The organism is Pseudomonas sp. C7.1, from assembly GCF_056312395.1.
In genome coordinates, this window is the sequence record NZ_JBWDTL010000003.1 from 3,437,823 (window position 1) to 3,449,482 (window position 11,660).

Sequence of the window (11,660 nt, forward strand, 5' to 3'; positions counted from 1 at the left end):
CCGGGGGGGGGTTAACCGACGATAAACGCCCCGGATTGCATCCGGGCTACTGTTTGGGCCGGGTTACACCGCCACAGGCGCCGGAATATGCGGATGCGCCTGGTAGCCAACCAGTTCGAAGTCTTCGAACGTGAACGCCAGCAGGTCTTTCACCTCGGGGTTGAGCTTCATCACCGGCAGCGGCAGCGGCTCGCGGGAGAGCTGCAGATCAGTCTGCTCAAGATGGTTGGCGTACAGGTGGCAGTCGCCGCCGGTCCAGATGAAATCACCTGGCTGCAGGCCGCAGACCTGGGCAACCATCAAGGTCAGTAGCGCGTAGCTGGCGATGTTGAAGGGCACGCCCAAAAATATGTCCGCCGAACGCTGATACAACTGGCAGCTGAGCTTGCCGTCGGCGACATAGAACTGGAACAGCGCGTGACACGGCGGCAGGGCCATCTGCTCGACCAGCGCCGGGTTCCAGGCGGAGACGATCAGGCGGCGCGAGTCCGGGTTCTTTTTGATCATCTCGATCAGCTTGCTGATCTGATCAATCGACTCGCCGTTCGGCGCCGGCCAGCTGCGCCACTGGTAACCGTACACCGGGCCGAGGTCGCCGTTTTCGTCGGCCCACTCGTCCCAGATGCGCACGCCGTTGTCCTTCAGGTACTTGATGTTGGTGTCGCCCTGGAGAAACCACAGCAACTCGTGAATGATGGATTTGAGGTGGCACTTCTTGGTGGTCACCAGCGGGAAGCCGTCAGCCAGGTTGAAGCGCATCTGGTGGGCGAAAATGCTGTAAGTGCCGGTGCCGGTGCGGTCCTGTTTGAACGTGCCGGTCTCGCGCACCAGGCGCATCAGGTCGAGGTACTGTTTCATTGCACGGCCTCCTGCGCCGCCTGGCGTTTGTAGGCATAGGCGATCAGGCCCAGGCCGCCGAGCACCATCGGTACGCAGAGTACCTGGCCCATGGTCAGCCAGCCGCCCGCCAGGTAACCGAGCTGGGCATCCGGCACACGGACGAATTCGACGATAAAGCGGAAGATGCCGTAGCACATGGCAAACATGCCGGACACCGCCATGGTCGGGCGTGGTTTGCGCGAGTAGAACCAGAGGATGGCAAACAGCGCCACGCCTTCCAGGGCGAACTGGTACAGCTGCGAGGGGTGCCGCGCCAGTTGCTGCGGGTCGGTGGGAAAGATCATCGCCCACGGCACGTCAGTGGCCTTGCCCCACAACTCGGCGTTGATAAAGTTGCCGATGCGCCCGGCGCCCAGGCCAATCGGCACCAACGGCGCGATAAAGTCCATCAGCTCGAAGAAGCTCTTGTTGTTGCGCTTGCCGAACCACCAGGTGGCCAGCATCACGCCGATCAGCCCGCCGTGGAACGACATGCCGCCTTCCCAGATGCGCAGCATGCGCACCGGCTCGGCGATATAAGCAGCCAGATCGTAGAACAGTACATAACCCAGACGACCACCGAGAATCACGCCCATGGCGACCCAGAAAACCAGGTCGGAGAGCTTTTCCTTGTTCCAGGTTGGCGCGAAGGCGTTAACCCGGCGCGAGGCCAGCCACCAGGCACCGCCGATGCCGATCAGGTACATCAAGCCGTACCAATGGATTTTCAGCGGGCCAAGGGCCAGTGCAACCGGGTCAATCTGCGGGTAAGGCAGCATTTCAGTTCCTCAGATCAGAAAACTCAGGCCCACGCTAAACAGCAGCAGGGCAAACAGACGTTTAAGCAGGCGCGGTGACAGCTTGTGCGCCAGGCGCGCGCCGACACGGGCAAAGTACATGCTGGGAATGGCGATCCCCAACAGCGCTGGCAGGTAGACAAAGCCCAGGCTCCACTCCGGCAGCGCGGGCTTATCCCAGCCCAGCCAGATAAAACTCAGGGCACTGGCCAGGGCAATCGGTAGACCGCAGGCCGAAGACGTGGCCACCGCCTGCTGCATGGGTACGCTACGCCAGGTCAGGAACGGCACCGTCAGCGAGCCGCCACCAATCCCGAAAATCGCCGAAGCCCAGCCGATCACGCCACCGGCCAGGGTCAGTGCCGGCTTGCCTGGGACAGTGCGGCTGGCTTTGGGTTTCAGTTCCAGGGCCATCTGCACCGCGATAATGATCGCGAATACACCGATGATCTTCTGCAGCAGCGGCCCCTGAATCGCCGCTGCGGTCATTGCGCCCAGCCCGGCACCGAGCAGAATGCCCAGGGTCATCCAGGCAAATACCGGCCACAACACGGCACCTTTACGCTGGTGTTCGATTACTGAGTTGACCGAGGTGAAGATGATGGTCGCCAGCGACGTGCCCACCGCCAGGTGCGTCAGAATCAACGGATCAAAGCCCTGGGCGGCAAAACTCAGCACCAGCACTGGCACGATGATAATGCCGCCGCCCACACCAAATAACCCGGCAAGCGTTCCAGCGGCAGCCCCCAGGGCCAAATACAGCAGCAGTTCCATCAGCACCCCCGCAAACAATCCGGCATGGTAACGGATGCACAGGGCCGGACTCTACTTTGGGCGATGGATGTCCGCTCAGGCTTTGCGTAAAGTGCCAGCATCGCTTGTGGAATAGACCAGCATGCGCCCGACCCTGTACCTGAAGCTGAGCTGTAACCAGATGCACCTGACGCATCTGCAAAGTGGCCGCGCGCTGCACCTGCAGGCTGATCCGGCGTTCAGCAACCAACGCCTGCTGGTGGCGGATTTTGCTGCGGCGCAGCAACTGCTGCAGCGCGGCATTGATGAACTGCTGCACAAGCGCTTTCTGCGTCTGAGCCGCCCACCGCAACTGCTGATTCAACCGCTGGAGCGCCTGGAAGGTGGTCTGTCGCAAGTCGAGGAACGCATTCTGCTGGAACTCGGCCTCGGCTGCGGCGCGCGCAAGGTACGCCTGCACCTGGGCCACGAACTGGACAGCGCCGGCGTGCTGGCGAAGTTAAGGAGCTAATCCATGTGCCTGATCGTCCTGGCCTGGCGACCGGGCCATGCCCAGCCGTTGCTGCTGGCCGCCAACCGTGATGAGTTCTACGAGCGCCCCAGCCAGCCCCTGGCCGAATGGCCCGATGTACCCGGAGTGATTGCCGGGCGCGACCTGCAGGCCGGCGGCACCTGGCTGGGCGTCGGCCCCAACGGGCGCTTTGCCGCCCTGACCAATATTCGCGACCCCGGCCAGGCTCAAGGCGGCCGCTCACGGGGCGAGCTGCCAGTGGCCTTTCTTTCCGGTAGCCACAGCGTCGAGGGTTTTCTGCATAACCTGAACGAGCAGCGCCGGCATTACAGCGGCTTTAATCTGCTACTGGGTGACAGTCAGCAGCTCTGGCATTTCAACTCCCTGACAGGACGCGCCACGCCATTGGCCGAAGGCGTGCACGGCCTGTCGAATGCCGACCTGGATACGCCCTGGCCCAAGCTGCAGCGGGCCAAACAGGCACTGCACAACGGCTTGCATGAGCCACAACCACAGATGCTGTTCAAGCTGCTGGTCGACCCCACGCGCGCAGCGGACGCTGAACTGCCACAAACCGGCATCGGCCTGACTGGCGAGCGCCTGCTTTCAAGCGTGTTTATTGCCAGCAACACTTATGGCACCCGCGCCAGCACCGCCTTGATCGTCAATGCCGACGGCAGCCGCGTGCTGGCCGAGCGCACGTTCGGCAGCAATGGCTGTTGTCTGGGCGAAGTGGTTTTGCAGTGTTGAGGCAGTTCAGTCGCGTCAGGCGGGCTCGCTAAACCCATCAAGGGCAAACAGCGGCGAGGCAATCGTCGGATCGTCGGCATCGGCAACCAGCAGCGGTCGACCATCGGCCTGGAAGGCCAGTCCCTCGATCTTCACCACCGGCGCCAGGCGGCTCAGCTCGACGATGCTCAACTGCGCATCCAACTGTCCAAGCACGCTGCCGACGCAGGCACCGTCCAGGTAGCTGGAATCGGTAGCCTCCGCCGTGGCCGTGAAATACAACGCGCCACTGGGCGTCACACTGAGGTCGGTCAGGCTTAACGGTACGCCGTCCAGCTCGGGCAATTGCAACGGCACAATGCGCTGCAGCGCGGCGGCACTTAGCTGTCCGTCCTGCAGATCACGCAGCACCTGGGGCAAGTCGAGCAACACCAGGGCATTTTCCCGACCACGGCCATTGCCGCGTTGTGCCAGCAGCAACTGCTGGCAATAGACCACGCTGCCTTCGATATTCAGGTCCTGAAAGTGCTCCGCGAGCGCCTGATACAAGGGACTGAGATCGATAACGCGCACGTTGCCCGCCTCAACCAGGCAACCGCGACAGCGGCGCTTGGTCGAACCCGAGCCCAGCGCCAACAGGCGCTCATCAGGCAATAGCAACAAGGCTTCGAAATCCGGCTTAAGGCGCTTGCGCGGTTTGGCATCGGCGGGCAACTCGCCCGGCAACAGGGTTATCTCGGCCTGCAAGTCACCGCTCAGGCTGTAGCGTTGCAGCACCAACGCATCGTCGGCCAGCACCCACACACTCTGCCCCTGACGCACCAGCGCACTGGCTGCCGACAGGCGCAGGGTGGCCAGTTGGCGCAAGGCCAGAGGGTGATCGATAAGGCTCAGCACGAGCGGCGTGCGCTCACGCCTGGATGTCCGACGCAGGATTGATCATGCGGCCCAGGCCGAGGTTGCGCAGGGCCAGTTGCAGGGTGCTGTGGATCACCTGCGGGCTGTCGATGGTCATGATCTGCGCCAGCAACTCCTGGGCCTTGCCCATGCTGATCTGGCGCAGCAACCACTTCACCTTAGGCAGGTTGGTGGCGTTCATCGACAGGCCATCAAACCCCAGGGCCATCAGCAACACGGCGCATGCCGGATCACCGGCCATTTCACCGCAGATGCTCACCGGCTTGCCTTCGGCATGAGCGCCATCGACCACGATACGCAGCGCTTGCAGCACGGCAGGATGGAGGAAGTCGTAGAGATCGGCGACGCGCGGATTGTTCCGGTCCACGGCCAACAGATATTGGGTCAGGTCATTCGAGCCGACCGAGAGGAAGTCGACTTGGCGGGCGAGTTCACGCACCTGATAAACCGCCGCCGGAATTTCAATCATTACACCAACCGGTGGCAGCGGCACATCGGTGCCTTCATCGCGCACTTCACCCCAGGCGCGGTGAATCAGGTGCAGTGCCTCTTCCAACTCCTGAATCCCGGAAATCATCGGCAACAGGATGCGCAGGTTGTTCAAGCCTTCACTGGCCTTGAGCATGGCGCGGGTCTGCACCAGGAAGATTTCCGGGTGGTCGAGGGTCACGCGAATGCCGCGCCAACCGAGGAAGGGGTTTTCTTCCTTGATCGGGAAATAGCTCAGCGCCTTGTCGCCGCCGATATCCAGGCTGCGCATGGTCACCGGCAGCGGGTGGAAGGCGGCCAGCTGTTCGCGATAAATCGCCAGCTGTTCCTTCTCGCTGGGGAAGCGTTCCTTGATCATAAATGGCACTTCGGTGCGGTACAGGCCAACACCTTCGGCCCCGCGCTCCTGGGCACGCTTTACATCAGCGAGCAGGCCGGTGTTGACCCATAGCGGCATGCGGTGGCCATCGAGGGTTTCGCACGGCAAGGCACGCAGCGCATCGAGGCCCTGGGCCAGCTGGCGCTCTTCCTCGACCACTTCTGCGTATTGCTTGCGCAACACTTCGCTGGGGTTGGTGAACACCTCGCCGTGGTAGCCGTCGACGATCAGCTGAATGCCGTCGATCTTCGAGTACGGCAGGTCGACCACACCCATGACCGTGGGAATACCCATGGCGCGGGCAAAGATCGCCACATGGGAGTTACCCGAGCCCTGCACCGACACCAGGCCGACCAGCTTGCCTTCCGGTACCTCGCCCAGCATCGCCGGCGACAGCTCTTCGCTGACCAGAATGCAGTTGTCCGGGTAGACCAGGGTCTGCTGTCGCGCCTGCTGCAAATAGGCGAGCAAGCGCCGACCGAGGTCTTTGACGTCGCTGGCGCGCTCGCGCAGGTAGGCGTCGTCCATCAACTCGAAACGGTTGATGTGCTCGCCGATCACCTGACGCAGTGCACCCTGGGCCCACTGGCCGGTCCGGATGACCTTGACCACCTCGTTACCCAGGGCGGCGTCTTCCAGCATCATCAAATAGACGTCGAACAGCGCGCGCTCTTCGGGGCGCAGCTGGCTGGCCATCTTCGCCGAGAGCGCGCGCATGTCGCTGCGCACGCCTTCCAAGGCGCTAGTGAACAGCGCAAGCTCGGCGGCGATGTCATCGATAGTTTTATCCGGCACCACTTCCAGGTCAGCCGGCGGCAATACCACCACCGCCGTACCCACAGCCGCACCGGGCGAGCCCGGCACACCGACGAACTTGGCTTCCTGAATGCCCTTGCCTTGCCGCCCCAGACCACGGATCGAGCCCGTGGCCTCGGCGTGGGCGATAACCCCGGCGAGCTGGGCGCTCATGGTCACCAGAAAGGCTTCTTCACCCTCGTCGAACTGGCGACGTTCCTTCTGCTGGATCACCAACACGCCCATCACCTTGCGGTGGTGGATGATCGGCGACCCAAGAAAGGAGGCGTAGCGCTCCTCACCGGTTTCGGCAAAGTAGCGGTAGCGCGGGTGTTCGGAGGCGTTCTCCAGGTTCAGCGGCTCTTCGCGGGTCCCGACCAGGCCGACCAGGCCTTCGTTGGGAGCCATGCTGACCTTGCCAATGGAGCGCTTGTTCAAGCCCTCGGTGGCCATCAGCACAAAGCGATTGGTTTCCGGGTCCAGCAGGTAGACCGAGCACACCTGGCTGCCCATGGCCTCGCGCACTCGCTGCACGATAATGCCCAGCGCCGCCTTGAGGTCCTTGGCGGCATTTACTTCCTGGACAATCTTGCGCAGCGTATTGAGCATGCTTGGCTCTAGCCTGTGTCAGTCCCGCGCTAAAAGGCGCGGAGCGAGTTCCTTAAGGGCGCGACGATAAACCTCGCGCTTGAATGTCACCACCTGGCCCAACGGGTACCAATAACTGACCCAGCGCCAGCCGTCGAACTCCGGCTTGCCGGTCAGGTCCATGCGCACCCGATCTTCTGCGCCGGTCAAACGCAGGAGAAACCACTTCTGTTTCTGCCCGATGCACAGCGGTTGGCTGTGCGTGCGCACCAAGCGCTGAGGCAGACGATAACGCAACCAGCCCCGGGTGCAGGCGAGAATTTTCACATCCTGCTGTTCCAGGCCTACTTCTTCATTCAATTCGCGGTACAGCGCTTCTTCCGGCGACTCATGGTCATTGATCCCGCCTTGCGGGAACTGCCAAGCGTCCTGGTTTATCCGACGCGCCCACAGCACCTGGCCGACATCATTGGTCAGAATGATGCCGACATTGGGGCGAAAACCATCGGAATCGATCACGGCACACAACCTCGTAAACGCCTGAATTTAAGACATGCGGGCATTGTTCCACAAAGGCCGCGGCAGCAGCAACGCGAGCGGGGCGCGTAATAGGAATGACCTATAAAAGCCGTTATCCTCAGCGCCCTCAGACCCTTGCGATGATAGGTGCTCCCGTGCGTTTGGCTTTATTCGATCTCGACAACACCCTGCTCGGCGGCGACAGCGATCACGCCTGGGGTGATTACCTGTGTGAACGCGGCATCCTCGACGGCATCGCCTACAAGGCGCGCAACGATGCGTTCTATCAGGACTACCTGGCCGGCCAACTGAACATCACCGACTACCTGAATTTCAGCCTGGAAATTCTCGGCCGCACGGAAATGGTCCAACTGGAGCAGTGGCACCGCGAGTTTATGCGCGATTGCGTCGAGCCGATCATCCTCGCCAAGGGCGAAGCGCTGCTGGCCGAACACCGCGAAGCTGGCGACAAGCTGCTGATCATCACCGCCACCAACCGCTTCGTCACCGCGCCGATTGCCACGCGCCTGGGTGTCGACACCCTGCTGGCCACCGAATGCGAAATGGCGGACGACCGCTACACCGGGCGCACCACCGACGTGCCGTGCTTTAAGGAAGGCAAGGTCACCCGCCTTAACCGTTGGCTGGCAGACAGCGGCCTGAACCTCAACGACAGCTACTTCTACAGCGACTCCATGAACGACCTGCCGCTGCTGGAGCAAGTCACCCACCCCTTCGCCGTCGACCCCGATCCGAAACTGCGCACCGAGGCCGAAAAACGCGGCTGGCCGGTGATTTCGCTGCGCTAAGCCGCTGTATTGATGGGTATCGCTGCGCTCAACCCATATATGGACTCCTCCCGTTTTGCCAGTGAAATACACATCCAACGAACCTAGGTACGACTGCTTCCGTATATCCGGCTTCTGATAAGGCGTTGGGTGCCTTGAGCCATGATGAATATCCGCTCATGTGTTCCTGATCGCCCTAGCGGCCTTGGTTTACAGAGGGCCTGTGGGTAAAGCAGGTTTTACACATGCCGGCTCGACCGGTTCGTCATCACTGCATGTCACTGTGCAATCGTGGTGGATCTTCTACGGTGTCACTTCATTCCTGCTTGGGTACTTCAGGTTTACGCCTCAGCAGGTTGATAGTCTTCCCCCTTGCTGAGGATCGCCCAGATGATCCGGGCATTCTTGTTCGCCAAGGCGACCGTGGCGATATTTGTGTTGCGTCGACACTGCAACTGCTGCAGCCAGGTGCTGCGTCGATCCGTCTTTTCCTTACAGGTCTTCAGCACCGCACGAGCGCCATGGACCAATAACGTGCGCAGGTAACAGTCACCCTTTTTGCTGATGTGCCCCAGACGTTCTTTGCCGCCACTTGAATGCTGGCTCGGCACTAATCCCAGCCAGGCCGCGAACTGTCTGCCCGAACTGAACTGCCGTGCATCACCCACTGCAGACACCACGGCAGTCGCGCTGATCGGGCCAACGCCCTCCACCTGCAGCAAACGCTGGACACGCTCATCCGTCTTAACCTGACGGTGAAGCATGCCGTCCAGCTGTTTGATTCGCTCATCCTGTCCCTGCAGCTCATCACGCAAGAGCTCCAGCATTTCGTGCAGCTCGCCCGGTAATGTCTGGTGTTCGTCCAGCGCCTGCTGCAGCAACGCGCGGGTGGCCGCTATTCCCTGGCGACTCGCAACCAAACCGAACTCGCCAAGCAAGCCACGTATCTCGTTAACCAACGCTGTACGCGCCCTGATTAACCGGCTTCTGATCCGGTGCACCGACTGCCCAGCTTGCTGGTCGGCACTCTTCACCGCGACATAACGCATCGTGGGTCGGCTGGCAGCCTCGCAAATCGCCTCCGCGTCGTTGGCGTCGTTCTTACCACTCTTGACGTAGGGTTTGACGAACTGCGGCGCAATCAACCGCACTTCATGCCCCAACTTGCCTAGCTCGCGCGCCCAGTAATGCGAACTACCACAGGCCTCCATCGCCACCAGGCACGGCTCTTGTTGGCGGAAGAAATCCAGCATCTGTGAACGCTTGAGCTGCTTACGGCACTTCACCTGCTCGTGGCTATCGACGCCATGAACTTGAAAAACCTGTTTTGCCAAATCGATGCCGATTCGCTTAAGTTTCATGGTGACTCCTCCCTTCGTGGCTGTTTGGTTGTGACAACCTCAGTCTGGCGCATAGACGCCGTAGGAGGGAGGAGTCCATCTCATTGTCCTACGGCGCCAATAAAAACGCCGCCTGATCAGGCGGCGTTTTTATTGGGGTTCTTGCTCAGGCCGGTTTGGCGCCCATCAGGCCCATGATCACCAGCAGCAGCAACACAATCAGCCCCGCATAGCCGGCGCAAAAACCCAGCAGGCGTTTGGGAGCCGGCGCGCCATTCAGGGCTTGCCAGGCACTCAAGCGGCCCGCCAGCAACAAACCGGCCACCATCAGCACGCCGAACAGCACACTGCTGAACAACAGCCAGGTTTGGCTCAGCGGCAAACCGATAAGGTCAACCAGCAACCAACCGGTTACAGGCAGGCTCAGGGCCAGCAGGGCGAGCACTGGCATGCTGATCAGACGGGTGCGCTTGAGCTTGCGTTGCAGAACAGTGGCATCGCCACTGCGCGAAGCTTTCCAGAGCATAAACAGATGCACCAGCACGCCAACCAGCAAGAGGATGCCGGGCAACATGTGCAGCATTTTTAGCAGTGGGTAATGTTCCATCGATTCAGTCCTACCGGGTTTCCGGCTTATCCAAGAAAGAGTGTGTACGCCGGGTTATCGCTCTCATCCCAATAGGGATAGCCGATGGCTTCCAGCGCCGCCGGCACCAGATGACGCTCCGCTTGCGGCACTTGCAGGCCCGCCACTACGCGACCATCAGCAGCGCCGTGGTTGCGGTAGTGGAACATCGAGATGTTCCAGCGGCCACCGAGTTTTTGTAAGAAATTAAACAGCGCGCCCGGCCGCTCGGGAAACTCGAAGCGGTATACACATTCATCCGGCACCGCTGCCGCATGGCCGCCGACCATATGGCGGATATGCAGTTTGGCCAGTTCGTTATCGGTCAGGTCCAGTACCGGGAAGCCTTGATCACGCAGCCCTTGCACCAGCGCGGCACGCGGATCGCTGTCCGGATGGGTCTGCACGCCGACGAAGATGTGCGCGGCTTTATCTTCGTGGTAGCGGTAGTTGAACTCGGTGATCTGGCGTTTGCCGATAGCCTCGCAGAAGGCCTTGAAGCTGCCAGGCTGCTCGGGGATGGTCACGGCGATGATCGCTTCGCGCTTTTCTCCCAGCTCGGCACGCTCGGCGACATGGCGCAGGCGGTCGAAGTTGACGTTGGCCCCCGAGTCGATGCCGACCAGTACCTGGCCGCGGCAGCCTTCACGCTCTACATACTTCTTGATCCCGGCGACGCTGAGTGCGCCGGACGGCTCGGTGATTGAGCGGGTATCGTCGTAGATATCCTTGATCGCCGCACACATCTCGTCAGCGCTGACGGTGATCACCTCGTCGACATAGTCCTTGCAGACGGCAAAGGTGTGCTCGCCGATTTGCGCTACGGCCACGCCATCGGCAAACAGCCCGACCTGCGACAGCACCACGCGCTCGCCAGCAGCCATGGCAGCTTGCAGGCAGTTGGAGTCGTCGGGTTCGACGCCGATGATCTTGATCTCCGGGCGCAGGTATTTCACGTAAGCCGCGATACCCGCAATCAGCCCGCCGCCGCCCACCGGGACGAAGATCGCGTCGAGCTGGCCGGGCTGCTGACGAAGGATTTCCATGGCGATAGTGCCCTGGCCAGCGATGGTGTGCGGGTCATCGTAGGGGTGGATAAAGATGTAGCCCTTTTCATCCACCAGCTTCAGCGAGTAGGCCAGCGCTTCGGGGAAGCTGTCGCCATGCAGCACCACCTTGCCGCCGCGTGAGCGCACGCCTTGAACCTTGATCTCCGGGGTGGTCTTGGGCATCACGATGGTGGCTTTAACGCCCAGCACCTTGGCCGCCAGCGCCAGGCCTTGGGCATGGTTGCCAGCCGAGGCGGTGACCACGCCGCGCGCCTGCTCTTCAGCCGAGAGCTGCGTCAGCTTGTTGTAGGCACCGCGAATCTTGAACGAGTACACCGGCTGCAGGTCTTCGCGCTTGAGCAGAATCTGGTTACCCAGGCGCTCGGAAAGCTGATTGGCGGCTTGCAACGGGGTTTCCACCGCCACGTCATAGACGCGCGAGGTGAGGATCTTTTTGACGTACTGTTCGAGCATGGCGGGCATCGCAGGCGGCTTTTCAGG

12 protein-coding genes are annotated in these 11,660 nt (G+C 61.4%); 3 read left to right on the forward strand and 9 right to left on the reverse strand.

Annotated elements, in window-relative coordinates:
- Nucleotides 1–63: 63 nt before the first annotated feature.
- The 3 genes from AC0T4W_RS19410 to AC0T4W_RS19420 are packed head-to-tail and all read right to left on the reverse strand — an operon-like array spanning nucleotide 64 to nucleotide 2,450.
- The gene (locus AC0T4W_RS19410; protein ID WP_476321789.1) at nucleotides 64–858 is read right to left on the reverse strand and encodes a thymidylate synthase; all 795 of its coding nucleotides are present in this window, start codon (nucleotides 856–858) and stop codon (nucleotides 64–66) included.
- Nucleotides 855–1,658: a prolipoprotein diacylglyceryl transferase gene (gene lgt / locus AC0T4W_RS19415; protein WP_311089646.1), complete on the reverse strand. Its 804-nt coding sequence runs from the start codon at nucleotides 1,656–1,658 to the stop codon at nucleotides 855–857. Before lgt ends, AC0T4W_RS19410 begins: the two co-directional genes overlap by 4 nt.
- Before the next feature lie 9 nt (nucleotides 1,659–1,667).
- Nucleotides 1,668–2,450: a sulfite exporter TauE/SafE family protein gene (locus AC0T4W_RS19420; RefSeq protein ID WP_476321791.1), complete on the reverse strand. Its 783-nt coding sequence runs from the start codon at nucleotides 2,448–2,450 to the stop codon at nucleotides 1,668–1,670.
- 121 nt (nucleotides 2,451–2,571) lie between these two features.
- Between AC0T4W_RS19420 and AC0T4W_RS19425 the strand changes: the two genes are divergently transcribed.
- A complete protein-coding gene (locus tag AC0T4W_RS19425) occupies nucleotides 2,572–2,940 on the forward strand; it encodes a hypothetical protein (protein WP_476321793.1) in 369 nt (122 codons plus the stop codon).
- 3 nt (nucleotides 2,941–2,943) lie between these two features.
- Nucleotides 2,944–3,690: an NRDE family protein gene (locus AC0T4W_RS19430; RefSeq protein ID WP_476321795.1), complete on the forward strand. Its 747-nt coding sequence runs from the start codon at nucleotides 2,944–2,946 to the stop codon at nucleotides 3,688–3,690.
- A gap of 15 nt (nucleotides 3,691–3,705) precedes the next feature.
- Here the strand turns inward: AC0T4W_RS19430 and AC0T4W_RS19435 are convergent, their stop codons facing one another.
- Genes AC0T4W_RS19435 through AC0T4W_RS19445 form a run of 3 tightly spaced genes read right to left on the reverse strand, consistent with a single transcriptional unit; the run spans nucleotide 3,706 to nucleotide 7,357 of the window.
- The gene (locus AC0T4W_RS19435; RefSeq protein WP_476321797.1) at nucleotides 3,706–4,566 is read right to left on the reverse strand and encodes a DUF6929 family protein; all 861 of its coding nucleotides are present in this window, start codon (nucleotides 4,564–4,566) and stop codon (nucleotides 3,706–3,708) included.
- Nucleotides 4,567–4,579: 13 nt separating this feature from the next.
- Nucleotides 4,580–6,859 (reverse strand): phosphoenolpyruvate--protein phosphotransferase, encoded by a 2,280-nt coding sequence (gene ptsP / locus AC0T4W_RS19440; RefSeq protein WP_476321799.1) that lies wholly within the window; start codon nucleotides 6,857–6,859, stop codon nucleotides 4,580–4,582.
- Nucleotides 6,860–6,877: 18 nt separating this feature from the next.
- Entirely contained in the window at nucleotides 6,878–7,357 is a 480-nt protein-coding gene (locus tag AC0T4W_RS19445) for an RNA pyrophosphohydrolase (protein WP_090251327.1), read from the reverse strand.
- 155 nt (nucleotides 7,358–7,512) lie between these two features.
- On the opposite strand from AC0T4W_RS19445, the gene AC0T4W_RS19450 reads away from it, so the two are divergent.
- Nucleotides 7,513–8,166, forward strand: a complete 654-nt coding sequence (locus tag AC0T4W_RS19450) for a histidinol-phosphatase (RefSeq protein WP_476321801.1) — start codon at nucleotides 7,513–7,515, stop codon at nucleotides 8,164–8,166.
- 320 nt (nucleotides 8,167–8,486) lie between these two features.
- Here the strand turns inward: AC0T4W_RS19450 and AC0T4W_RS19455 are convergent, their stop codons facing one another.
- The 3 genes from AC0T4W_RS19455 to ilvA all read right to left on the reverse strand — a co-directional run bounded on the left by AC0T4W_RS19455 (nucleotide 8,487) and on the right by ilvA (nucleotide 11,633).
- Entirely contained in the window at nucleotides 8,487–9,506 is a 1,020-nt protein-coding gene (locus tag AC0T4W_RS19455) for an IS110 family RNA-guided transposase (RefSeq protein ID WP_476316403.1), read from the reverse strand.
- Between the two features lie 145 nt (nucleotides 9,507–9,651).
- The gene (locus tag AC0T4W_RS19460) at nucleotides 9,652–10,092 is read right to left on the reverse strand and encodes a DUF2269 family protein (protein WP_476321803.1); all 441 of its coding nucleotides are present in this window, start codon (nucleotides 10,090–10,092) and stop codon (nucleotides 9,652–9,654) included.
- Between the two features lie 26 nt (nucleotides 10,093–10,118).
- Nucleotides 10,119–11,633, reverse strand: coding sequence for a threonine ammonia-lyase, biosynthetic (gene ilvA / locus AC0T4W_RS19465; protein ID WP_476321805.1), 1,515 nt, complete (start codon nucleotides 11,631–11,633; stop codon nucleotides 10,119–10,121).
- Nucleotides 11,634–11,660 lie beyond the last annotated feature (27 nt).